At 60.0% G+C, this 24,492-nt stretch carries 21 protein-coding genes and 1 pseudogene; 6 read left to right on the plus strand and 16 right to left on the minus strand.

The window, feature by feature from the left end:
• The 14 genes from QYQ93_RS14490 to arnC all read right to left on the minus strand — a co-directional run bounded on the left by QYQ93_RS14490 (position 1) and on the right by arnC (position 16,294).
• Positions 1–1,104 carry an enoyl-CoA hydratase/isomerase family protein gene (locus QYQ93_RS14490; protein WP_043050476.1) on the minus strand — a complete coding sequence of 368 codons (1,104 nt, stop codon included), beginning with the start codon at positions 1,102–1,104 and terminating at the stop codon, positions 1–3.
• A gap of 117 nt (positions 1,105–1,221) precedes the next feature.
• Positions 1,222–2,100 carry an alpha/beta hydrolase gene (locus QYQ93_RS14495; RefSeq protein WP_338474866.1) on the minus strand — a complete coding sequence of 293 codons (879 nt, stop codon included), beginning with the start codon at positions 2,098–2,100 and terminating at the stop codon, positions 1,222–1,224.
• Complete coding sequence (locus QYQ93_RS14500) at positions 2,085–3,698, minus strand: cytochrome P450 (protein ID WP_338474867.1); 1,614 nt, start codon at positions 3,696–3,698, stop codon at positions 2,085–2,087. Before QYQ93_RS14500 ends, QYQ93_RS14495 begins: the two co-directional genes overlap by 16 nt.
• A 1-nt stretch (position 3,699) precedes the next feature.
• Entirely contained in the window at positions 3,700–5,319 is a 1,620-nt protein-coding gene (locus tag QYQ93_RS14505; RefSeq protein WP_338474868.1) for an acyl-CoA dehydrogenase family protein, read from the minus strand.
• A gap of 272 nt (positions 5,320–5,591) precedes the next feature.
• A complete protein-coding gene (locus QYQ93_RS14510; protein WP_043050473.1) occupies positions 5,592–6,299 on the minus strand; it encodes an HPP family protein in 708 nt (235 codons plus the stop codon).
• Positions 6,300–6,465: 166 nt separating this feature from the next.
• Complete coding sequence (locus tag QYQ93_RS14515; RefSeq protein ID WP_264083707.1) at positions 6,466–6,654, minus strand: type VI secretion system contractile sheath small subunit; 189 nt, start codon at positions 6,652–6,654, stop codon at positions 6,466–6,468.
• Between the two features lie 319 nt (positions 6,655–6,973).
• Positions 6,974–8,596, minus strand: coding sequence for an ArnT family glycosyltransferase (locus tag QYQ93_RS14520; RefSeq protein WP_338474869.1), 1,623 nt, complete (start codon positions 8,594–8,596; stop codon positions 6,974–6,976).
• Positions 8,597–9,979: a UDP-glucose dehydrogenase family protein gene (locus tag QYQ93_RS14525; RefSeq protein WP_057010937.1), complete on the minus strand. Its 1,383-nt coding sequence runs from the start codon at positions 9,977–9,979 to the stop codon at positions 8,597–8,599. It abuts the gene before it with no gap.
• Positions 9,976–10,389, minus strand: coding sequence for a 4-amino-4-deoxy-L-arabinose-phosphoundecaprenol flippase subunit ArnF (gene arnF, locus QYQ93_RS14530; RefSeq protein ID WP_043050470.1), 414 nt, complete (start codon positions 10,387–10,389; stop codon positions 9,976–9,978). The genes QYQ93_RS14525 and arnF overlap by 4 nt, the downstream gene beginning before the upstream one ends.
• Positions 10,386–10,733, minus strand: a complete 348-nt coding sequence (gene arnE, locus QYQ93_RS14535) for a 4-amino-4-deoxy-L-arabinose-phosphoundecaprenol flippase subunit ArnE (protein WP_338474870.1) — start codon at positions 10,731–10,733, stop codon at positions 10,386–10,388. Before arnE ends, arnF begins: the two co-directional genes overlap by 4 nt.
• The gene (gene arnT, locus QYQ93_RS14540) at positions 10,730–12,385 is read right to left on the minus strand and encodes a lipid IV(A) 4-amino-4-deoxy-L-arabinosyltransferase (protein ID WP_338474871.1); all 1,656 of its coding nucleotides are present in this window, start codon (positions 12,383–12,385) and stop codon (positions 10,730–10,732) included. The genes arnE and arnT overlap by 4 nt, the downstream gene beginning before the upstream one ends.
• Complete coding sequence (gene arnD, locus QYQ93_RS14545) at positions 12,382–13,266, minus strand: 4-deoxy-4-formamido-L-arabinose-phosphoundecaprenol deformylase (RefSeq protein ID WP_338474872.1); 885 nt, start codon at positions 13,264–13,266, stop codon at positions 12,382–12,384. The genes arnT and arnD overlap by 4 nt, the downstream gene beginning before the upstream one ends.
• On the minus strand, positions 13,266–15,257 hold the full coding sequence (gene arnA / locus QYQ93_RS14550) for a bifunctional UDP-4-amino-4-deoxy-L-arabinose formyltransferase/UDP-glucuronic acid oxidase ArnA (protein WP_338474873.1): 1,992 nt from the start codon (positions 15,255–15,257) through the stop codon (positions 13,266–13,268). The genes arnD and arnA overlap by 1 nt, the downstream gene beginning before the upstream one ends.
• Positions 15,254–16,294, minus strand: coding sequence for an undecaprenyl-phosphate 4-deoxy-4-formamido-L-arabinose transferase (gene arnC, locus QYQ93_RS14555; protein ID WP_338474874.1), 1,041 nt, complete (start codon positions 16,292–16,294; stop codon positions 15,254–15,256). The genes arnA and arnC overlap by 4 nt, the downstream gene beginning before the upstream one ends.
• A gap of 30 nt (positions 16,295–16,324) precedes the next feature.
• Here arnC and QYQ93_RS14560 point away from each other — a divergent pair, with 30 nt between their 5' ends.
• The 3 genes from QYQ93_RS14560 (at position 16,325) to QYQ93_RS14570 (ending at position 19,304) form a co-directional block, all read left to right on the plus strand.
• A complete protein-coding gene (locus tag QYQ93_RS14560; protein ID WP_124421724.1) occupies positions 16,325–16,510 on the plus strand; it encodes a hypothetical protein in 186 nt (61 codons plus the stop codon).
• Positions 16,511–16,705: 195 nt separating this feature from the next.
• On the plus strand, positions 16,706–17,518 hold the full coding sequence (locus QYQ93_RS14565) for a M949_RS01915 family surface polysaccharide biosynthesis protein (RefSeq protein ID WP_338474875.1): 813 nt from the start codon (positions 16,706–16,708) through the stop codon (positions 17,516–17,518).
• A gap of 871 nt (positions 17,519–18,389) precedes the next feature.
• Complete coding sequence (locus QYQ93_RS14570) at positions 18,390–19,304, plus strand: site-specific integrase (protein WP_043050148.1); 915 nt, start codon at positions 18,390–18,392, stop codon at positions 19,302–19,304.
• A gap of 68 nt (positions 19,305–19,372) precedes the next feature.
• Here QYQ93_RS14570 and QYQ93_RS14575 read toward each other — a convergent pair whose 3' ends face one another.
• Positions 19,373–20,230, minus strand: a complete 858-nt coding sequence (locus QYQ93_RS14575) for an SDR family oxidoreductase (RefSeq protein ID WP_124400639.1) — start codon at positions 20,228–20,230, stop codon at positions 19,373–19,375.
• Positions 20,231–20,336: 106 nt separating this feature from the next.
• Positions 20,337–21,548: a multidrug effflux MFS transporter gene (locus QYQ93_RS14580; RefSeq protein WP_338474876.1), complete on the minus strand. Its 1,212-nt coding sequence runs from the start codon at positions 21,546–21,548 to the stop codon at positions 20,337–20,339.
• A 158-nt stretch (positions 21,549–21,706) separates the two neighbouring features.
• Here QYQ93_RS14580 and QYQ93_RS28590 point away from each other — a divergent pair.
• The 3 genes and pseudogenes from QYQ93_RS28590 to rbsK all read left to right on the plus strand — a co-directional run.
• Positions 21,707–22,462: pseudogene (locus QYQ93_RS28590) on the plus strand (MCP four helix bundle domain-containing protein); the annotation flags it as partial.
• A 132-nt stretch (positions 22,463–22,594) separates the two neighbouring features.
• The gene (locus QYQ93_RS28595; protein WP_370881264.1) at positions 22,595–23,320 is read left to right on the plus strand and encodes a methyl-accepting chemotaxis protein; all 726 of its coding nucleotides are present in this window, start codon (positions 22,595–22,597) and stop codon (positions 23,318–23,320) included.
• Positions 23,321–23,561: 241 nt separating this feature from the next.
• Positions 23,562–24,482 (plus strand): ribokinase, encoded by a 921-nt coding sequence (rbsK, locus tag QYQ93_RS14590; protein ID WP_338474877.1) that lies wholly within the window; start codon positions 23,562–23,564, stop codon positions 24,480–24,482.
• Positions 24,483–24,492 lie beyond the last annotated feature (10 nt).

Here is a 24,492-nt window from a genome sequence, read left to right on the forward strand (position 1 = left end):
TTATTTCTCAATCTGCACGAAGTCGCGGAAGAAGCTTTTGACATGCGCGGCGTCCAGCTCATTAACGCTCGGCGGATTCCAGCGCGGGGTCTTGTCCTTGTCGATGATCAGCGCACGAACTCCTTCGATCAGGTCGCCGCGCTCGAACCACTGGCGGTCCAGGTGCAGCTCCAGGTCAAAGCACTGTTCCAGCGTCAGGTGGCGGCCACGGCGGAGCATTTGCAGGGTCACGGCCATGGCCAGGGGCGAGCGGGACTGCATCAGGTGGGCGGTGGTCAATGCCCATTCATGGGTATCGGCGATAGTGACTGCCTGTAACTGCTCGATAATGCTCGGCACATCCGGCAAGGCGAAGAAATGGTCGATGACCGGCCGCAAGGTCGCCAGTGGTGCGTCGGGCAATTGCTGCGCGGCCAGTTTGGCGAGCACGCCCTGCAGGTCCTTGAGGGGCGAGTCGTGCCATTGCAGGCGATCGAGCTGCTGGTCCAGCTCGGGGAGCGTGGCGCTGTCGATATACCAGTCGGCCAACCCGCAATACAGGGCGTCCGCCGCGCGAATCTGCACGCCGGTGACGCCCAGGTAAGTCCCCAGTTCACCGGGAATACGCGACAGGAAATAGCTGCCGCCCACGTCCGGGAAGTAACCGATGGCCACCTCTGGCATGGCCAGGCGGCTGCGCTCGGTCACTACTCGCAGGTCTGCGCCCTGTACCAGGCCCATGCCGCCGCCGAGGACGAACCCGTCCATCAGCGCCAGCACGGGTTTAGGGTATTGGTGGATGATCAGGTCGAGTGCATATTCCTCGACGAAGAAATCCTCGTGCAGGGTGTTGCCGTTCTTGAAGCTGTCATACAGGGACCGGATGTCGCCGCCGGCACAGAAGGCTTTCTCCCCGGCGCCGCGCAATACAACGGCATGGACCTGCGGATCATCGGCCCAGGCCCGCAACTGCGTGGTCAGCAGGCGCACCATGTGCAGGGTGATAGCATTCAAGCCGGCGGGGCGATTGAGGGTGAGGTGGCCAATATGGTTGCGCACTTCAGCCAAGACATCTTCCTGAAGACCCTCGCTGCGGTTTGCTTCGGATAAAACCTGAGCAGTCATGTGTAACTCCCTGCTTTTATTGTTCTTTATCTAAATGTTCGCGGACGAACCATCCCGTGATCGTACCAGTGCAAATTTGCCCCGTACAACCCGGAATCATGCAGGTCGTTTTTGCATTTATGCAGGGTTGGGGCCTGGGGGCGTCCCGCCGCCAAAATGCTCCGCCAGGGCGTGCGCACACTGGAGGATGGCCTTGCGCGCAGCGAGGTGTTCACCAGGGTAGTTGATAAAACCGTGGTCCATGCCTGGGTAGTCTGTGTGTCTTACCTGCACGCCGGCTTTTTTTAACCGGTGTGCATAAACTCGGCCCTCATCACGCAATACATCGCAGCCGGCGGTGAGAATCAGCGCTTTGGGCAAGCCCTGTAACGAAGCCCGGTGCGCAGGCGACAACCAGGGGTGGTCCAAAGATTGCCCTTCGCCCACATATTGGCCCAGATACCAGCTGAGCATTTCAATGGTCAGGCCCGATCTACCCGCGAACTCGGCCCGGGAACGAGTGCGCGCCAGACAATCGAGAAGCGGATAAAGCAGCATTTGGAAACCAATGGTGGGACCGTGGCGTTCATAGGCGATCTGACAGATAACCGCCGCCAGCCCACCGCCGGAACCTCCACCGGCGACTGCGATCCGGTGGCTGTCCAGCCTCAGGGCCGCGCCTTGGACGGCCACCCATTCGGTGATGGCGTAGCAATCTTCCACGGCGGCGGGAAAGCGGAATTCCGGTGGCCTGGCGTAATCTACGGCAACGACCGCGCACCTGGCCCATTCGCACATGATCCGACAGAAACTGTCATGGGTATCCAGGTCACCAGCTACCCAGCCACCGCCATGAAAATACAGCAGGACCGGGGCAGGCGTGGTTGTCGACTGCCGGTACAGGCGTATACGCACCGAGCGCGGCGCCGTCTCGACCGAGCAGTCCTGCACGCTCATCACCACAGCATCACGTACTGCGGCGCGGACTTTCTCGGCTGTCATCACTGGCCGGTCCATGCCTGGGCCTCTATTTCTATGAGATAGGCAGGCGCGATCAATTGATTGACGCCCAGCAGCATGGTGGTCGGTGGACAATGGCTGAAAAACTCCTGATGAGCCTTGGCGATTTGTGGCCACCAGGCCACATCGGTGGTGTACATGCGTGTGGCGACCACAAGTGTCCTGTCGACGCCCAACTGCTTGAGCGCGGTTTCGATGATTTCCAGGCAGCGTCTGGTCTGTCGGTATACATCACCGGGAGCGTAGGGATTGCCCTGCTCATCGAACGCCACCGTGCCACTGGTGACAATCAGGTTGCCTGCGCGTAGCGCTCGACAGTAGCCGCCGTTCTTTTCCCACGGTGCTGCGGAAAAGCAACGCGTGATCGCCCCGCCAGCCGGTTGCAGCGCAACACGGATGTGGCTTAATCCACGAAATTGCAGACTGTTGGTGCGCCATGCTGGCGGTTGCTCGTCTATCAGGCGCACATCGGGAAAGCGTTGCAGCAGACGGGTAAATGCGATCTTTGCTTCGAGTTTGAAGAGCAACGTGCCCATGCAAAAATGCGGACCGCGGCCGAACGCCAGGTGGTCGTGCTGCTGGCGATGGATGTCGAAGCGATCAGGATCGTTGAAGTGCCGGGGGTCACGATTGGCCGCGGCGCGGACCAGGTACACAAGGTCACCCTTGTGTAGGGTCTGGCCATGCAGCGTGACGTCTTCGGTGACGACGCGATGACTCAGCTGCCCGGCGGGGCAGATGCGCAATGCTTCCTCGATGGCATTGGGGATCAACCCCGGGTTGGCTTTGAGTTCGGCCAACGCCTGCGGGTGGGTGAGCAAATAGAACAGGATAATGCCCAACTGATCGGCGCTGGTCGTCGTGGCCGCTACCAATATAAAGGCCAACTGCGCCACGAAGTCGTCTTGGGTCATCCCGGCCTGTTCGCCGGCGGCAATCACCTGGCTGACCAAATCAGCGCCAGGTGATTGGCGACGTTCATCGACGAGACGCGAGAAGTACTCGTACATCTCTTCCATCGCCTGCAAGGCCTCTCGCGGTCCGAATGCCGGATCGGTGCTACCCACCATGAACACGATGATCGCATCCGTCCAACGCCTGACCTTCAGTGCTTCCTGCGCAGGTATGCCGAACATGTGCGCCAGGATCAATGCGGGAATCTTGTTGAACAGTTCAGTCATCAGCTCTGGCTGGGGGCTTAATTGCGCCAGCAAGTCATCGACGATCTGCTCGATGTCATCTGCCAGTGCGTTAATTGCACGCGGGGTAAAGGCCTTGCCCAGCACCTTGCGCCCGTCTTCATGGGCCTTGCCGTCCTGGGCGTACATCCAGCGCGAAGCCTTCTCGATGAAAGGTTCCAGCGCCGCTCGCTGGTGCGCGGGCACCTGGGCATTTACCAATTCGCGCATGCGATTGGAGGAGTAACGGTGGACATCGGCCTGGGCGGCGGATACGTCGTCAAACCGGGTTAGCAACCAGGCCTTGTAGTGTTGCGACCAGAACAGTGGGTGGTGATGACGCAAGTAGGCAAATGCTGCGTAGGGCTCACCTATGGTTTCAGGGGCGGCAAAATCCGGTAGTGACTGGAGTTCCATGTCAATGCTCCTCATAGAGCTCGCGGGTGAACTGCTGGACATAATCAGGTGAATCGATCAGTGCGCTGACCAGCACCTGGGGCGGTTTGAGCTGCGTGGCCAGCGCTTCGATCTGCGTTGAGCTGACCTCCACGCCCATCCGTTGAGGCTTGCGCACTCCCCATGGATACAGTTGATCAGCGAACTCACCGATCAGGTCCTCGAGGGTCGCAGGTGGCAGCAGCCCGAGCGCTTCGGTCTCCTGAATCACCAGATCCAGTGCCTTGGCATAGGCCAGCCCCACAGCCTGTGCATGGGTGAACCCAGTGGCCTTGCGACATTGCTTGAGGATCTGCGCTTCGACGCTCTGGGCTATGTTGGCGGGCGGGCTGTCGACGAACCGTGGTCGTGCCATGGCGTCCTTGATCACTTGATAAGCCATGACCGAGCTGTCACCGGCAAAGGTATTGGCAACCTCACAATCCATGCGCTGAGTGACGATCTGGTTGTAATGATGGAATCCCTGGGATCCACACAGCTCTCTAGACAGAGCGATCACCTCGAGCCCTTGCCATGCACCCACTGCCTTGCACAAGGCGGCCAGCACGTGGAGCTCCTTGCGCTTGGCCTCCTGCGCCCAGTCGGCTTCGAAGCGCTTGCGCACTGCCTGCTCCAGGTATTTGAGCGCGAGCGCCTTGAGCTGTATGGCATAAAGGCGTTGACGAAACATCGGCTGGCTCAACAACGCCACTTGGCCCGTGGGCGCCTGGATGAGGCGGTGATGGGCGAAACGATAGCTCAGGTGAGCGGTCAGGCCGGCACTGTGACGAATACCTGCCATGAAGATCACCCGTTCTTGCAGGAACGTCCTCAGCGCCTCGATAAAACGCAGGGGTAACGGTAGGTCGCTGACGAACGTGCCCTCGTCAGTGAAGTGCGCATGGCGTTGCAGCAGCGCGTCAACAGGCAACTTCAACTGGCAGAAACGTATTGCTGCCACTTGGTTGGCGTGTATTCCACCCTTGGGATCACACGTCATTATTTTCACGCCATTGAGCAGTCGACCATTTTCGCGCTTGCGAATAACCACGCGAAACCAATGGTGGCCTTGATCCTCTCCGTCGACGATCAGGCGGGCAAGTACCATCAGCACCTGGGCGGCGCGCAAGGCGTTACCTATCCAGCATTTGCAGGCCTCGGGCGAAGGGGAGTCGAGCACCAGGCTATGGTTTTGCCGGTCGTACGTCACCGTCGTTCGCACATTGCGCACGTCGGTTCCCCCTGCGACTTCCGTACAGCCGAAGGCGTAGACCTTGCGCAGGTGGATCACTTCGTCTCGATAGCGATTTACCTGTGCGCCAGAGCCATGGTTGAACAATGTGTCGACGGCAATCATGTGATCGACTATCGAGGAGTGGAGTGCGTAATCGAAGGCGCCCACGTACCCCATCAACTCACACAGCGAAGAAAACTCCGATTGCCGTGGTTGGCCCATCCACAGTTCGTTATTGATCAGGCCGGTGCCAAAGATCGCATGCATGCGCTTGATGGTCAGGTCCATGTAGCTTTTCAGGGGCATGTGATGGCGTTGGCGCGGTTCGAACAGCGGCGAGCCGAGTAATTGTTCGAATAGGTCGTCCAAGGCAAAGTTCTCCTGTTTCGAATGAGCATTTCGAAACACCCGAGCAGGAGCACTGGCAGGAAAACTATGAGGAGGGCATCAGATACCAAGTGATGGGGCAGCTGCTGCTATTGATCCAAAGCCAGACATTCCTTGTCTTCGCTACTGGTACAGCAAGGCCCCAGACATCTTTTGAACTGCAGACAACTTCAAGTGCTATGTTGACTCTAGTCGTCAGCCGCCTGGTCGCAAGCGGCGTATTGCACCATTTGTCGCATGGTGCGGATTAGGCCTCAGCCCACACGAGTTGCCAGCACCTCGCCGATACTGCGTCGCCGCGCATGGACTTCGGCGGCATGAATCAGCTGTTCCAGCTCCGTGGGCTCGACATCGAAGAATTGCTCCATCTCGGCCAGCGCCAGCTTGAGATCGGCAGCGGTGATAGCGGGATCCGTCATGGGGGGGCTGTCGATGAAAACCGGCGCAGGTTCGACAGGGCCTTTGGGGTAACGCGTGCGCGTGGCGTTGTTGTAGGCCAGGGCACAGGCCAGCAGGGCGCCGGCGCCGAGCATCACTGGTGCCAGCTCGTGCCAGCCCAGTGCGATCGAGGCCGGGTCGGCCAACACCAGGGTCATGGCCAGGCCACCGGCTGGTGGATGCAGGCAGCGCAGCCAGCAGATCAGGATCACCGTCATGCCGGCCGCCAGGCAAGCACTGCCCAAGGTACGCCCCAGCACCCGTGCTACCAGCAACGCCACGATGCCGGCGCAGAGATAACTGCCCATGATCGACCACGGCTGGGCCAAGGCCCCCGATGACACGGCAAACAGCAGCACCGCCGAGGCGCCAAGCGGGCCGAGCAGGTGCAGGGCAACCTCCATGCCGAACACTTGGGCACAGGCCCAGACACTGAACATCGTGCCCAGCGCCATGCCGATTGCGGCACGGCTCCATTCGGTCGGGCGGGTATTGATTGCAGCGGGTAACCAACGAGCGAGCATTGAAAGACGGTCCATAAACAGCGGGCGAAAAAAAAGGCCTGCCGGTTTTCCCGGAACAGCCCTTTGAAAGGTTCCAACATTTGGGGGAGGAACCTGCGCAGTGTGCCGCTGATATTGCATTGGCGCCACTGCATATTAATGAGGTTTAAATGCAAAAACTATGCAGTCAAATGGCATCGCCGTAGGTAATCGGCCCTGCCGGGTTTTGCGTGGCGGCGTTGATCTTACCCAGCACGCGGCTGTTTGCCTCTTCATTGAACAGGCGTTCTTGCACGTCTTCGCGTAATCTGGGGTCGTCGGCCAACGGGCCCTTAAGTGCCACCAGTGCGTCGCGCAGCTCCATCAAACGATCCAGTCTGGGTAAGGGTACAGTGAACAGTTCCTCTCGCACGGCATTGTCCTCTCAATGAAGTAAGCCATCGCGTGGGCAGCCTACAGCGTCCTTGTTGTTATGGAGTGCCTTGGCCCGAACGCCAGCAGGTGAGCGCTGACGAGCGGGTGGTAGATATTGATTGCACGTGGCAGCGAGTCTACCGTTGGGTTCCAGGCGCAGGAAGGGAAAGTGCACCAGCCATTACGCAAAGGAATGTAGGTGTTTTCTTGGTGCCTATGATGAAAGTCGCCCACTGGTTGAAGAGTGGGCGTTCTTTCTTACGTTGCCATGGGAAAAGCACTCAAGGCGCCGAAGTGACTGCCAGATGCAGCAGTACATAGGGGGTCTTGTCGAAGTCGCCGGTGAGCGTCGGTGTGATCGAACGCAGGCGTGGATCATCCAGCGTTTCGAAGTCTGCCTGACTCATGACGACCCATGCCGGCGCCTGGACCGGTTTCAAATCGACAGGCAACTGGGTAAACAGCGGCACCTTGTCACAATCGTAATTGACCATGAACTTGATGGCTTTCGCATCTTTGCCCAAGGCGTGCAGCACCAGCGGGGCCGGCTGCTGCAGGACCTTGGCCTTCACGGCAAGGCTGAACGTGCGGGTGTCGTACAGCCGGCGTTCCAAGGGTTCAACCACCATGATGTAGGTGGTCCAGAGCGCGAGCACGGCGGCCAAGGCGGGACCATAGTGGCGTAGTCGCGCCTTGAGCAGTGCCAGCAAAGCCAGGACCTGGAGCAGCCCGAGCACGACGAAGATCAGCTCGAGGCTGGCCAGCGGCTCTGGATAACGCCGCCGCGCCACCACCAGGCCAATCGCCAATAGCGTTGGCAACAGCGTCCAGAGACCCAGTGTCAGCCCACGCAGCCAGGTAAAGAGACGGCCTTGGGAGACCTGGAAAGGGTACGCGGCGATGATGGCTGCAAACGGCAGCATCGGCAGGATATAACGTGCCTTCTTGGCCTGGGGCACCGACAGGCCCAGCATCACCAGCAAAGCCGCGGCCGCGCAATAGCACACCAGCTTCAACGCCGGGTCCGGCCCGCGCCGACCGCCAATCACCACGGCCAGCAGCGCCAGCAATGCCAGCGGATAGGCCATGGCATAGTTGCCCATGGAGCTGGTGAAGTAATACAGCACGCCGCCGGAGCCTTCGCTGCCATCCATGCGCCCAAGGAACTGCATACGAATCACATCATGCATGAAGTCTTCGCCGCCGCTGAGCTTGGCCAGCAGCAACAGCAGGCCGACACACGCCGCCAATAGCGCCAGTGACAGCAAGCCGAAGCTGAACAACTGGCGCCATTGGCGGTTGATCAGGTAATAGCTGCACAACACCCCGGTGGGGATCACCAGGCCAATCGGCCCACGGATCGCAAACCCCAGCAGCAGCAACAGGAACACCCAATGCAGGCGTTTGGCTGCACTGAAGTGATCATGGGCATACCCCAGGTAAAACACCGCCAGGGCCACGGCAGCGAGCATCTGGTCCAGGGAGACCGAGCGGGTTTCGCTGACAAAGGTGCTGCTGAGCAGCAACATCGCAATGCTCAGCAGGCCCCAGCGCGGCGAGTAGGGCGCGATCAGGCGATACACCAGCACCACGATCAGCGCCGATGCGAGCGCGGTAGGCAGCCACGCCGTCAGGCTGGTGACCTGGCCGAAAGGCAACGACAACAGCCAGGTCAGCAGGGTCGACGTCGCCAGGTAGTCGGCATAGGGCTGACCGTAGGTGGTGGGGAAAAAGCTTGGCCCATGGCGCAGCATTTCCTGGGCAAAGACCACGAAGCGCGAATCGAAGCCGATGATCGCCTGGTGCCAGTTGCCGGCAATGAACAGCACCAGCGCCAGAAGCCCAAGCCCCAGCGACTGGCGGCGGATCGTGGCACTCTGCAGGGACGGAAAAACCTTGTTCACCTAGCCGACATCCCTGACCTGTTCCACCCAGTTTTGCTGGGGGATCGGCAACTCGCAGGAATCGCCACGGCCGATGGGGAAATACTTGAAGCCTTTGCGTGTCAGGCGCTCACCGTCATACAGGTTGCGGCCATCGAAGATCACCGGGGTTTTCAGGCGCTGGTGAATCAGGTCGAAGTCCGGTGCCTTGAATTGCTGCCATTCGGTACACACGATCAGTGCATCGGCGCCGCCCAGGGTGGACTCCGGGGTGCCCATCAGCATCAGCCGCGGGTCATCGCCGTAGATGCGCTGGGTTTCCTGCATGGCTTCCGGGTCGAAGGCGCGCACATTGGCGCCGGCAGCCCAGAGGGCTTCCATCAGTACACGGCTGGGGGCGTCGCGCATGTCATCGGTATTGGGTTTGAAGGCCAGGCCCCACAAGGCGAACGTCTTGCCCTTGAGGTTGCCCTTGAAGAACGCGTTGATACGCTCGAAGAGCTTGCTCTTCTGCCGCTGGTTGATGGCTTCCACGGCTTCGAGCAGGTCGCTGGAGCAGTTGGCTTGCTTGGCGCTGTGGATCAAGGCACGCATGTCTTTGGGAAAGCATGAGCCGCCATAGCCGCAACCCGGGTAGATGAAGTGGTAGCCAATCCGCGAGTCGGCTCCGATGCCCAGGCGCACCGCTTCAATATCGGCGCCCAGGTGTTCGGCCAGCTCGGCGATCTGGTTGATGAAGCTGATCTTGGTGGCCAGCATGCAGTTGGCGGCGTACTTGGTCAGCTCGGCGCTGCGCAGGTCCATGAAGATGATGCGGTCGTGGTTGCGGTTGAACGGTGCGTATAGGTCGCGCATTACTTCACGCACTTGCTCACGTTCGCAGCCGATGATGATGCGGTCCGGACGGCGGCAGTCGGCAACGGCCGAGCCCTCCTTGAGGAATTCCGGATTGGAGACGATATCGAAATCCAGGTGGCGGCCTGCAATATGCAGGTTCTTTTCGATATGGGCACGCAGGGTGTCGCCTGTACCGACAGGCACGGTGGACTTCTCCACCAGGATCACCGGCTCCACGCGGTGGCGGGACACAGCGTCACCCACCGAGAGCACGTATTTGAGGTCGGCCGAACCGTCCTCGTCGGACGGCGTGCCCACGGCGATGAACAGCACTTCACCGTGCTCGACGGCGAGTTTTTCGTCGTAGGTAAAGTGCAGGCGTCCACTTTCCAGGTTGTCCTTGACCATCGCGGCCAGGCCCGGCTCGAAGATGGTCACGTGGCCTTTTTGCAGTGCCTCGACCTTGCTCTTGTCAACGTCCATGCAAATGACATCGTGACCGACTTCGGCTAGTACAGTGGCCTGTACCAAACCAACGTAACCACTACCAAATACACTGATTTTCATGGGGTATTCCTGGGACTTGAGGTGCTAGCACGACGAGAGTTGATAACCAGTACACCGAGGATGACCAAGGCCACCCCCAGGGTTTTTGAAAGCGAGAAATCTTCGTTGAACACCGGCAGGCTGGCGGCCAGCAGGTAAACCAGCGCGTAGCTGATGCTGAGCAACGAATAGGCGCGGCCGAGGGGCAAGTCCTTCAGCGCGCCGAGCCAGCAGAGCATCGATAGCGCATAGGCGCTGATCGCCAGGATCACCACGCCCAACGCGCTGAGGTCGATGCTGTTGCTGGTGAAGGCTGCCAGCCATTCGGCGGGCAAGGGCAGGCGTGTCATGCTCCAGCGCATGCCCAACTGGGCGCCACTCACCAGGCCGACACTGCCCAAGGCCAGGGCGAAACCCCGTACGCGGCTCATACCTGGCGCCCCAGCAAGGCGACACCGACAATCACCAGCGCCACACCCAGCCAGTGACGGCCATCGATGGGTTCGTGAAACACAAAGCGCGCCACCAGCGTGACCAGCACGAAATTTAAGCTGAGCATGGGGTAGGCAATGCCCACTTCCAGGCGCTGCAGCACCAACAGCCACACCAGCAGACCCAGGCCCAGGCACACCAGCGCCGACCATAACCATGGTGAGCGCAGTTTCAACGCCCAACCGTCCGGCACTTCACGCCAGCTTTCTACGGCGAACTTTTGCGAGACCTGGCCCATGCAGGTGAACAGGCAGGCTGTGAGTAACAGCAGCAGGGTGATCATGGCGCGACCTGGGGGAAAATCAGGATCACGATCTTGCCCTGTGCATAGCGCTTGCCATCGGCAGGCAGCAGCGCGAGTTCTTCCTTTTCGCCGGCGCTATTGACCCGCATCACCACGCCAACAGCGCCGGTACGCCGGGTTTGCTCCATCCATGCCTGAATCGCGTTGCGGTCCACCAGGCGCGGGGCCGTATCTGCATAAGTCAGGCCGTACTTGACCTCTCCTGAGGTGTTGTACAGCGTGATATCAGGGCGTTTCAGACGCCATGACAGCGCTGAGGCGGCGCCAAGGTCATTGCTCAACAGGGCGACGGTGGGCTGCAACTCGTCGATGTGATCAATGATGAACTGGTCCGGGGTCTTGTTATAAACCACCGAATGGGGCAACGCCGCAGGCACCAGGACTACCAGCAACCCACTGCCGATCAGGGGCGCGGCCCACAATGTCAAGGGGCGCGCCGCTTGCAGAAGATTGACGACGATCCAACCGAACAAGAAGGTGAACACCAAGACCAGGCTGAGGGTTTCCTCGCCGGGTTCGTACACCGGTTTCTTCAACTGGAACCAGCTGAGGGCCAGCAGCACCAGTACACCGATCGCCAGGTTCAACCAGCCGTTGATGCGCAGGACGCGGCCGTGGCGCTGAGTGAGTTTGTCACTCAGGGTCGAGCCCATCAGCAGGGCCAGGGGCAACATGCACGGCATGATATAAGAGGGCAGCTTGCCCTTGGCCAGGCTGAAAAACGCCAGGGGCATCAGCAGCCAGAGCAGCAGGAACGCGGTCTTTGGCACGCGCTTTTGCAGCCACGCCTCTTTGGCTGTAGACGGCAGCAGCGCAACCCATGGCAGCGCGAACGCCACCAGCAGCGGCAGGTAATACCAGAACGGTTCGGCATGCTGGGCGTCTTCACCGGCGAAGCGTTGGATATGCTCGTGCCAGAAGAAGAAGTGCCAGTAGTCCGGCTCTTGCAGGTGCACGGCCAGCGCCCACGGCACGCTGACCACAATCGCCACCAGCACGGCCACAACGCCGAACTTGAACAATTCACCCAAGCGTTTTTGCCAGAGGGCGTAGGGCAGGGCGACCAATACCGGCAGCAACCAGGCCAGGAAGCCCTTGGTCATGAAACCCATGCCGCACGCGAAACCCAGCAGGGCCCAGGACCACAGTCGACCACGCTGCGTGCTGCTGTCGAAGCAGAACCACAACGCCACGCCGGTCAGGTTGACCCAGAAGGTGAACTGCGGGTCCAGGTTGGCATAGCCGCCGAGCGCCGCGACACTGACGAAGCTCATGTACAGAACGGTGCTGACCAGGCTTTTCTGCGGGTCGTTCCACAGCCGGCGAGATACCAGGTAGACCAGCAGAATGCTCAAGGCGGTGCTCAACGCCGAGGCAAACCGTACGCCGAACAGGTTCTGCCCGAAGAGCGCCTGGCCCAGCGCTATCATCCAATAGCCTGCGGCGGGTTTTTCGAAGTAGCGGATGCCCATAAAGTGCGGTGACGCCCATTTGCCGGTCAGCAGCATTTCCTGGCTGATCTGCGCATAACGGGTTTCATCCGGGATCCACAGGCCGTGGGTAGCCAGCGGCAGCAGATAGACCACGGCAAACGCCAGCAGGAGCAAGGGCAGGGCCCAGCGGCGGATCATGCTTGCTGTACTCCGAGCCAACCCTCGCGACCGCTCAAGGCGCCGCGCACCAACCGTTGCTGGGGCAGGGTGGTCACATCCGCGGGCAACAGGTCACCCAGGGGCGTAAAATCAATGCCGCGTTGCTTTGCCTGAGTGAGCAACTGGCGAAAATCATTGGCCATCAGAATCCCTTCTACCTCTGCGTGGACCGTGTAGACGTTCAGTTTTGAGGCGCTGAACCGGTCCAGGATGTAGTTGTTGAAGTCTTTGGCAGCCACTACCGGTCCGACGATCTCGTCGAAGGTCGGCAGGTCTACCGGAATTTGTGGGGTGCCCGCACTGCCATCGGCCAAGGTCGGTCGAAACAGGCTGGTGCCCCGGCAATCGCTGTTGTAGCGAAAGTTGAACCCTTGCTTGGCTTGCACCACACGCTCATCGGCACGCCAACCGGCGGCCGCTGAACAATCCACGCGCTCACCAAGGATGTCGCTCAAGGTCTGTACACCGCGGCGAACCTGCTCGACCAGTTGCGCCTCGCTCCAGCGCCCGGCGTTGGCCTGCCAGCCATGGTGATCCCAGGCGTGCAGGCCGACTTCATGCCCGGCAGCCTTGGCCTGGCGCATCAAATGCCCCAGGTCGCGGCCAATCGGCTTGCCTGGCCAGGCAGTGCCGGCCAGCAGGATGTCCCAGCCATAAAGGCCGGCGGCATTGGAACGCAGCATCTTCCACAGAAATTGCGGGCGGATCAGGCGCCACAAATGGCGGCCCATGTTGTCCGGGCCGACACTGAAGAAGAACGTCGCCTTTACCCCGGCTTCAGCCAGGGATTCGAGCAGCCGCGGCACACCTTCACGGGTGCCACGATAGGTGTCGACGTCGATGCGAAGACCTGCCTGCATTATTTCTTGTCCGCTATTTCAAGCATGGCTTCGCGCAAGAAGAAGTCGAGCGTGTTGCCGATGGTTTCGCTCATCTGCACGGTCGGCTCCCAGTTCAGCAGGCGCTTGGCGTTTTCGATGCTGGGCTTGCGGTGCGCCACGTCCTGGTAACCGGTGCCGTAGAACGCCTTGCTCTCCACGTCGCGGAAACCGGCAAACGGTGGGAAGTTATTGCGCAGCGGGTGGGCCTCGAACTGACGCAACAGCTCTTCGCCCAACTGGCGAATGCTCGCTTCGTTTTCCGGGTTGCCGATGTTGATGATCTGGCCGTTGCAGGCATCGTTGTCGTTATCGATGATGCGGGCCAGGGCCTCGATGCCGTCGGCAATATCGGTGAAGCAACGTTTTTGCTCACCACCGTCGAACAGGCGGATCGGCGTGCCTTCCACCAGGTTGAGGATCAGCTGGGTGATGGCGCGGGAGCTGCCGATACGCGCCGAGTCGAGGCGGTCCAGGCGCGGGCCCATCCAGTTGAATGGGCGGAATAGGGTGAAGTTCAGGCCCTTGTCGCCGTAGGCCCAGATCACGCGGTCCAGCAGTTGTTTGGAGACGGAGTAGATCCAGCGTTGCTTGTTGACCGGGCCCACTACCAGGTTGGAGGTGTCTTCGTCGAAATACTGGTCTTGGCACATGCCATAGACTTCGGAGGTCGATGGGAAGATCACACGCTTGTTGTACTTGACGCAGTAGCGCACCAGCTTGAGGTTTTCTTCGAAATCCAGCTCGAACACACGCAGCGGATTACGGGTGTATTCAATCGGGGTGGCGATGGCGACCAGCGGCAGGACCACGTCGCATTTCTTGATGTGGTACTCGATCCACTCCGAGTGGATGCTGATATCGCCTTCCACGTAGTGGAAGTTGGGATGGCTGCGCAGGCGCTCGATGGCGTCGGAGCCGATGTCCAGGCCATAGATCTCGTAACGGTCGTCACGCAGCAGGCGCTCGGACAGGTGGTTACCGATAAAACCGTTTACCCCCAGGATCAGCACGCGGGTACGGCGTGGCTTGCGCCCGGACTCAGCGCCGCGCAGTACGGAACCGTCCACAAGGCCCAGCTCATCGGCCAGGGCCGGGCCGGCCAGGTACAGGCCGTTTTCGTTGCGCTGGCCGAACTTGACCACCAGGGAATCTTCACCGCAGGCAATGCGCAGCGGGTTGACGCTGATTACACGGCCAGGCGCCAGACCTTCGTTGCCCTTGACTACATCGGCTTGCCACACGATCAGCTTGTGCTCGCCCACGGCACAGAAAGCGCCCGGATACGGCTGGGTCACTGCGCGCACCAGGTTGAACAGTTGCTCGGCGGGCTTTTTCCAGTCCAGCTTGCCATCGGCGGCGGTGCGACGACCGAAGTAGGTGGCTTTGCTCTCGTCCTGGGCGGTTTCGCTCAGCTTGCCCTGGGCCAACTGCGGCAGAGCATCGCGCAACAGGGCAGTGGCCGCATCACGCAGCTTGGCGTGCAGGCTCAAGCCGGTATCGGTGCGGTCGATGCTGACGCTCTGCTGGGCCAGGATGGCGCCGGCATCGGCACGCTTGACCATGCGGTGCAGGGTGACGCCAGTTTCAGTCTCGCCGTTGACCAGCACCCAGTTGGCCGGGGCGCGGCCACGGTATTTGGGCAGCAACGAGCCGTGCAGGTTGAACGCGCCTTTGCGAGCGGTGGCCAACAGTGCTTCGCTGAGCAGGTTGCGGTAGTAGAAAGAGAAGATGTACTCCGGATTCAGCTTGGCGATGCGCTCGATCCACAGGGGGTGATTGGCGTCTTCCGGGGCGTGTACCGGGATGCCATTACGTGCGCAGAGCTGGGCGACGGAGCCGTAGAAGTTGTTTTCCCTGGGGTCATCGGCATGGGTGAACACGGCGGCAATGTCGTAACCGGCACTGAGCAGGGCTTCAATGCCTGCGCAGCCAATATCGTGGTAGGCGAAGACAACAGCTTTTGAACTCATGACTGGACCTGATCCGAAGAAGAAGTAGAAGTAGAAGTGTGGGAAGACACCAGGCCGTCGACTACGACGACTGGAGCCGGTGCTGCCGGTTGGTTGCGCAGCACTTTTTCAATAAAGAAGCGTGGGCGGGCGCGTACATCGCTGTACATGCGGCCCAGGTATTCGCCCAACAGGCCCATGCCGATGAACTGGCCACCGGTGAACACGAACAGCACGGCGAAAAGCACGAACAGGCCGTCACCGGCCCAGTCGGCGCCGAAGGCCAGGCGCATGATGATCAGTGCGAAGGCAAACAACACACCCAGCGCCGCCAAGCTGAAACCAACAATGGACAGCAGGCGCAATGGCGTGGTGGTCATGCAGGTCAGCAAGTCGAACATCAGGCTGATCAGGCGCATGGCGCTGTATTTGGATTCGCCGTGTTCCCGCTCGGCATGATGCACGAGGATTTCCGTAGTGTGACGGGCAAAGCCGTTGGCCAGGATCGGGATAAAGGTGCTGCGTTCACGGCAGGCGAGCATGGCGTCGACGATGGTGCGGCGGTAGGCGCGCAACATGCAGCCGTAATCGCTCATGGCCACGCCGGTAGAGCGTTGCACGGCGAGGTTGATCAGCCGCGACGGCCAGCGACGGAAGGCGGAGTCCTGGCGGTTGTTGCGCACGGTGGCGACTACGTCGTAGCCCAGGGCGGCTTGTTCCACCAGGCGCGGGATTTCTTCCGGCGGGTTCTGCAGGTCAGCGTCGAGAGTAATCACCACGTCGCCACGGCACTGCTCGAAGCCGGCCATGATCGCAGCGTGCTGGCCGTAGTTGCGGTTAAGGATCACCGCTACCACGTTGCTGCCTTCTGCAGCGGCGGCGTCTTCGAGCAGTTGGGCCGAATCGTCGCGACTACCGTCATCCACCAGGATGATTTCGTATTCGTAAGCCAGTTGCTTGCAGGCTGCGGTGGTACGACGCAGCAATTCGGGCAGGCTCTCTTGTTCGTTGTAGACCGGGATAACGATCGACACGCAATCAATAGGGTAGGGTTTCAACGTTTCATGACCTCGGGCTGGAGCAACTTGATGCGTGAAAACAACAGCAATTATTGGGCGAAATTACAGCCCGCAGACTACAAGGCGGCGCTAAAGATAAAGCGTAATCAACAGGTTAGTCGACAAACCGCGGTTTGCTCTGAAGTATTGCCTACAAGGTTAAGCGCAAAAATGTGCAACGAATATGAAAGGCGGATGAAAAACTCGTTTATTTGACAGGTAGACAGCTAGGGTTCAGCTAAGTAACTAAGGCATTACAAGTACAAGGGCGTGGGCAAGATGGGAGCGCCCGACAGGGGGGTTGGTTCAATTTTGGCGCGGCGGCCCGGGCGAAGAGGCTTATTCAACAATCTTCTCTGCATTGGCGCTCAAGTGCCGGTAAAGTAAGCCATCTCTTGCCAGGGTAGTCGGATGAATAGCGTGCAACTTTTACGCGGCCAGTTACGGCCCGCGTTGATGGGACTGTTGATGACGGTGGCCTGTGTCACCAGCGTGCGGGCCGATGACGGCGTTGCGCTGACCAGCATCGAGCAGGTGCCGGAAGGCGTGGAAGTCCGCGGCAGACAAGTCGCGGCCTATACCTGGGACGATCGCCAAGGCAAAAACCTGCTGGTGCTTGCCGAACAGGTCAGCGAACGGGATGACGATGGCACCCAGTCAGCCTTTGTTTACGCGGCACAGTACCTGCTCGGCGGCGACCATCCAAAGCGTGTGTGGATGCTGTACGACGACGTGCAGCACTGCGAATTCGACGCCGGGCTGCGCTTTGACCGTGCGGCCACCAAGGTCACTGACCTGCTGGGCGACGGCAATACCCAGGCCACGGTCGGCTATTCGAGTACCTGCACCAGTGATGTCAGCCCTAACGAATTCAAGCTGATCATGCACGTCGGCAAGTCCGAGAAGTACCGCCTGCGCGGCCTTGACCGTGTGGGCGCCAGTTGGTGGGATGAGGACGCCGGAGCCCTGCGCGGCATGCCATTGCCCACCGACTGCAGCGTCGCGGCCCAGCAGGCGCTGGTCAGCCAATACAAGGAGCAGGGCACCGAACTGCCACTGCCAGGCTGCTATGGCGACGAGAAAGACTTCGCCAAGGCGCCGGACGGCTACCTCACCTTCATGCGCAAGCATTGGTTCGCGCTGATGCAGCAGCAGGACGCCGACTGGAGTCAGTCCCTGGCCCAGCCTCAGGATTCTGGCGAAGAGGACGGCGTGGAGCCGTGATGCCCGTATTTATCAATGATATTCGCCGCTCAAAATGTGGGAGGGGCTTGCCCCCGATGGCGGCGGGTCAGCCACAGATGCATTCACTGACAGGCCCTCATCGGAGCATGGGTATCTACACAACTTTTGTAGCCGCAGCCGACCGTAACCACGATGCGAAGCGAGCCGCTCTTGATCTTGCTTTTGATCTGAGGCGCCCCGTTAAACCAAGCTGGCCGGAATTCGACAGGGATTTGGGGGGTAAACCGGCAGGGATGCCGGTTTAGCCGCCCCGCGCCATGGATGGCGCGTGGCGGCGGCCCCCCAAATCCATGGCGGATTACGGGCACACCGAGCCTGGGCGAGGTGCCGAGTGGTGGGGCAAGAGCCCTAATTTAGGTTACTTTTGGGGCTCTTTTCCAAAAGTGACCCGCTGTAAAAGCCAGCCCTTTCAAGGTCTTTGCCTAAATCGCGTCCTACGCCAATTCCAGGCTGAAATTAAGAAATAAACGAGTTGAATTTGGCTCAGCCAGCATCTCTTTTGGTCAAAAAACGATCATGTTTTGGGGCTTTTTCCAAAGACCTTGAAAGGGCTGGCTGTAAAAGCGGAACCCTTAGTGGCCGTTACCGCAACAATGGATATGTACTCGGTCTGATCCAAGATCCTGGTCGGCCCGAAGGCCGCCATCGGGAGCAAGCCCCCTCCCACAGGGTCCAGTGGCGTACCAGAAGTTGTGTAGATAGCCGCGCTCATCGGGGGCCATACCCTCCCACATTTGGATGTGTAGATAGCCATGCCGATCATAGGTTAGACTTTGCCTTCGCCAATTCACTAAATACATCGATTAATCAACAGGTTGAGCGATCTATTTAATCCAAAGGCTGATCTACCTTGACTGAGTCTATCCGCAACCCACTGACCCTCTACCTCACCCGCCTGGCACCTTCCAGCCAATTGACCATGCGCTATGTGCTGCAGGATGCCGCTGATCGCCTGGGCTTCGAGGACATCAACCTCGAAGAGATCGACTGGCATCTGCTGCAACCCGAGCATGTGATCGCCCTGGTCGCGGCGTTGCGCGAGGACGGCTATGCGCCGAATACCTCGTCGCTATATGTGAATGCCGTACGCGGAGTGATGAACGAAGCATGGCGCATGAGTTTGATCAGCCAGGACCACCTGTTGAAGATGCGCTCGGTCAAGGCCGCACCGGGCACACGCCTGGGCCAGGGTCGTAACCTGCGTCGCACCTTGATCCGCGAGATGCTCGAGGTCTGCGCCGCCGACCCACGCCCCCAGGGCCTGCGGGACGCCGCAGTAATTGGCTTGCTGTATGGCTCGGGCATGCGCAAGTCAGAGTCGGTCAACCTTGACCTGGCCCAGATCAATTTCGACGAACGAAGCCTGCGGGTGATCGGCAAGGGCAACAAGGAACTGGTCAAGTACGCGCCGGACTGGGCGTTTGCCAAATTACGGACCTGGCTGGAATTTCGTCGCGGGCAACTCAAGGACGGCGAACAGGACGACAGCTTCCTGTTCAACCGGATTCGACGTGGCAGCCATATCACTCGCGAACGCATTACCAAACATGCGATTTACTACATCGCCCGCCAGCGTGGTGACCAGGTGGGGGTGAAGATCATGCCCCATGACTTCCGCCGCTCGTTCATCACGCGGGTGATTGAAGAGCATGATTTGTCGATTGCACAGAAGCTGGCGCATCACACTAATATCCAGACCACCGCCAGCTATGACGTGCGTGACGACAACGAGCGGCGGCGGGCGGTGGATCGGTTTGATTTATAGCCTCAGGATTAATAAAGATCAAAATGTGGGGGGGCAAGCCCCCTCCCACAATTGGTCTTTCAGAAGGCTCAGAGAATCGGCTTGCCGCCAGTTACCGCATAGCGTGACCCAGAGATATAGCTGGCCTCATCCGAAGCCAGCAACACATAGATCGGCGCCACTTCCACCGGCTGGCCCGGACGCCCCAGCGGGGTTTCGCCACCGAAGTTCTTCACGTCGTCATCGGTCATGGTCGCGACAATCAGCGGCGTCCAGATCGGGCCCGGCGCCACGCTGTTGACGCGAATACCCTTGTCACCCAACAACTGCGCCAAGCCACCGGTAAAGTTGGCAATCGCGCCCTTGGTCGCGGCGTAGGCCAGCAGCGTGGGCTTGGGCATATCCGAATTGACCGAGCTGGTATTGATGATCGAACTGCCCGCCTTCATATGGGGCAAGGCAGCCTTGCAGATGCGAAACATCGCGGTGATGTTGATATCGAACGTCTTGACCCATTCCTCATCCTCGATCTCTTCGAAGGTTTCGTGAGTCATCTGGAACGCGGCGTTATTGACCAGGATGTCGATACGCCCAAACTGTTCGACGGTCTTGTCTACCAATGCCTGGCAAGTGGCTTTTTGCGCGATATCGCCAGGCAGCAGCAGGCACTGGCGACCGGCTTCTTCAACCCAACGCGCGGTTTCCTTGGCGTCGTCGTGCTCATCCAGGTAAGCAATGGCCACATCGGCACCTTCACGGGCAAAGGCAATGGCAACGGCGCGGCCAATGCCGCTGTCGGCACCCGTGATCAGGGCAATCTTGTTGGCCAGGCGACCGGAGCCCTTGTAGCTCTGTTCGCCACAGTCGGGGTACGGATCCATTTTTTTCTGGGAACCGGGCACGGCTTGGGCTTGAGGGGCGAAAGGCGGGCGTGGATAGTCAGTCATTTCAGTCTCCATAGGTTTCCAAAGGTGCTATGGAGTTAGTAATTACGTGGCCGGCGATAGTTGTAATGGATGCCCGCAGGGCCCGACGAATGGTTGGCGTCAAGCCTCAGGAGGAGGGCGGGACGCTGGAGGCCAGGTGCGCCGGCAAACGGCGTAAGGTCCACAGCGTGGTGAGCATTGCGGCGAGCGCACACAGCGCGATGCCAATCAACATCGGCGCCGGGGTATGGTCGGCGAATATCCCCACCAGGGTCATCGCTACGGCGGCAGTGACCATCTGGATGGCGCCCAGCAGCGCCGATGCAGAACCTGCCACTGAGCCATGATCTTCCAGCGACAGCACCCCAGCTGCCGGCAGCAGCAGGCCGAGGCAGCCAAACCCGGTAAACAGCAGCGCCATCATCAAGACCAGGCTGTCCCCCCATAGCGTGGTGGCCGCCAGCACGGCCATGATCGCGGCTACGCCCATCACCGACCAACGGATCAGTGACGCCAGGCCGAACCGCGCGCTCAGGCGTGCGGTCAGCTGGCTCATGGCGAAGAATGACGCCGCGTTAAGGGCAAAGCACAGGCTGAACTGCGTCGGAGTCAGGCCGAAATACTCGATGTACACGAAGGGCGCACTGCCGATAAAGACGAAGAAGGTAGCGAGGCCGAAACCGCAGACCACCGACAACCCTGTGAATACCGGATCGCGCAGCAGCGCTCCGTAGCTGCCAAACGCATTGCCCAGAGTCTTGCCCAGGCGACGCTCGGCTGGATGGGTTTCCGGCAGTTGCACGATGGTCATCACCAGGCACAGCACGGCCACCACCGCCAGCACCGCAAATACTTCACGCCAACTCCAGATCGAAATCACCAGGCTACCGGCCAAGGGCGCGAGGATCGGCGAAACACTCATCACCAGCATCAGCAAGGCCATCAGCCGCGCGGCTTCATGGCCGGTGTACAGGTCGCGCACAATCGCCCGCGGGATCACCATCCCCGCGCAGGCACCGAATGCTTGCACAGCACGAAAGCCGATCAGCACTTCGATATTCGGCGCCAGGGCGCAGCCGATACTGCCGATGGTAAAGATCACCAGGCCCGCATAGATCGGCAACTTGCGCCCGAAGACATCGCTGATCGGGCCGTAGAACAGCTGGCACACGCCGATGATCATGAAGAACACCGTCAGGCTCATTTGCACCGCGGCCGGCGAGGCCTGGAGGCTGGCGCCCAGGGTCGGCAGCGCAGGCAGGTAGATGTCGATGGCGAACGGGCCAACGGCGGTGATCAAGCCCAGCAGCAGGGCGAGATGGGCAATACTTCGAGACATGGGTAGATCCGGGGCGCAGCAAAGGTCGGTTAGCTTAAGGGATCGGTGCAAATCCGCAAACTTAGGCTTCACTAACCAGAGACTCTGGCCGATAACGGTAGCAGGGGCGGTCAAGCGGTTGGGTTCCCAACCGGCAGTCCAGGTACGGGGATAAGAGCATGACGATCAAATTGCGCTTGATGTTGTTGATTGCGACCGGATTGCTCACTGCGTTGGTCATGAGCGTGGCCGGTTACCTGGGAAATAACCGGATGGGGGCAGCGGTAGAGGACAATGAAGTCAGCATGACCGTGCTGCGCAATCACATGGAAGCCGACATGATGCACGATGCCCTGCGCGCCGATGTGTTGTCGGCCATGCTGGTGGGCCTGGGGAAAAGCACCAGCACCAGGGATGAGGTCAACACTTCGCTGAAGGAGCACGCCGAGCACTTTCGCCAGGTGCTCGCAGACAACCTCAAGCTGCCGGTGGAAGACACGATCAAGGACAGCCTGGAAAAAATCAAACCCAGCCTGGACACCTACATCAGCGCCGGCGAGCGCATCGTGGCTTTGGCGCTGGATAACCCCGAAGCCGCGCGGGGGCAATTGAATGCCTTCCATACCGCCTTCAGCCAGTTGGAAGATCAGATGGCTGCCCTGAGCGAACTGATCGAAGGTCATACGCAAAAAACCAGTGCCGGCACGCAACATACCATCAGCAACGCTAACTTCACCCTCGGCGCGGTATTGATTGCCAGTCTGGTGTTGCTGTTGGGCCAGGGCCGCTGGGTCATCCTGAGCATCATGGGACCACTGCAAACCGCCAGCCGCATCGCCGCGAGTATCGCCCGGGGCAATCTGAGCGAGCCGATTGTGGAACCGCGTCGCCAGGATGAGGCCGGTTTGTTGATCAGCAGTCTGGCCACCATGCAGCGCGATCTACGCGGCATGATCGAGGTGGTGCGCAGCAATGCCCATGGCGTCAATGGCATGAGCGAGCGCCTGAGCCAGGGTTGCCATGAAGTGGCCGACAGCAGTCAGCAACAAAGTAGCGCTGCCAGCACCATGGCGGCGGCCGCAAGTGAAATGACCGCCAGCATCGAGGAAATCACTCGCCACGCCGGGCGCGCCCTCGACATGGCCAACCAGGCTGAAAATTTGGCCAAGGACGGTGGCCGTGTCATTCACCAGGTGGTCAAGGATATGGACGGCATCGCCCGTTCAGCGCAGCAGTCGGCCCAGGTCATCCGCACGCTGGATAAGGAGTCCGAGGCCATCTACAGCATTATCCAAGTGATCAAAGGCATTGCTGACCAGACCAACCTGCTTGCCTTGAACGCCGCGATCGAGGCCGCCCGTGCGGGTGAGCAGGGGCGCGGTTTTGCCGTAGTGGCCGACGAGGTGCGCAGCCTGGCGGGACGCACCAGCGCATCGACCCAGGAAATTGCCAGCATGGTCGGGCGTATCCAGCAAAACACCCGCGAGGCGGTGACCAGCATGGAGGAGGGCGTCTCCCAGGTGGACAAGGGCATGGCCGTGACCGCTGAGGTGGAGCGGGCCATTCGCGACATTCTTCAGGCCACTTTGAATACCACCGAGTTGGTCAACGATATTTCGCGCACCATCAGTGAACAGAGCCTGGCCAGCAACGAGATCGCCCATCAGGTGGAAATGATCGCCGGCATGTCGCAAAACAACAGCCGCGTTATTGGTGAAACCGCCTCGACCACCGATGAACTGGCCGGTTTGGCGAGCAAATTGTCGCAGTCCGTGGATCGGTTCAGCCTTTAGCACAGGCATATTTTCGGCCGGCTCCTGGTGGGCCGGTTTTTTTTTGCGTGATTCCTTCATCCCGCAACGGCTCAAGGTCGCGCCCCGCGCTTGATGCCCGGTCCTTGCCCGTGGCTATTCGTACAATACGTTGACTCATCTTCGCAAAAAAAAGATTGAATATTCACACTTAATGTTATTTAAATAACAAAACAAAAGCGCTACGACCTGCCTGGTCGTGCCGCAACAAGGTGGAATAGCAATGAGCAAGATCGCAGTCATCGGCAGCAACATGGTGGATTTGATTACCTATATCGACCGTATGCCGGCCCAGGGCGAAACCCTGGAAGCGCCTGGCTTTGCCATGGGTTGCGGCGGCAAGGGGGCCAACCAGGCAGTGGCGGCCGCCAAGCTTGGGGCTGATGTCCTGATGCTGAGCAAGGTCGGCGACGACATGTTCGCCGACAACACAGTGGCCAACTTCCAGCGCTTTGGAATCGACACCCGTTATGTACAGCGTGTGCCTGGGGTTTCCAGCGGCGTCGCGCCGATTTTTGTCCGGGCCGATTCCCACAACAGCATCTTGATCGTCAAGGGCGCCAATGCGCATTTGCTGCCGGTGGACATAGACGCGGCCGCCGCCGACCTGCGTGACTGCACGCTGATCGTGCTGCAACTGGAGATCAATCTGGAGACGGTCTACCACGCCATCGAATTCGCTCACCGACAGGGTATCGCGGTGCTCCTCAACCCCGCACCGGCCGTGGCCGGCTTGAGTCGTGAGCACCTGGCGCACCTTGACTTCCTGATTCCCAACGAATCGGAACTGGCGTTGATCACAGGCCATGTCGTGGACTCGCCTGAATCGGCCCGAACCGCCGCCCACAGCCTGGTGGCCAGCGGCATTCGTCACGTAATCGTCACTCTCGGCGAGCACGGTGCGCTGTACGTGGGGGAGGAGGGGGAGTTCCAGGTGCCGGGGGTACGGGTTGACGCCCGTGACACCACCGGTGCCGGCGATGCCTTTATCGGTTGCTTTATCCACCACTGGAACCGCGACCGCCATATTCGTCAGGCCATGGAGCAAGCGGTGGCGTACTCCGCTTGCTCGGTCATGGGGCTGGGGACGCAGAGTTCCTATCCCGACAGCGAAACGTTTGATCGCTTTAAGCAACAGCGCTGACACCCTCACC

This window comes from Pseudomonas khavaziana, assembly GCF_036704165.1.
Classification (GTDB): domain Bacteria; phylum Pseudomonadota; class Gammaproteobacteria; order Pseudomonadales; family Pseudomonadaceae; genus Aquipseudomonas; species Aquipseudomonas khavaziana.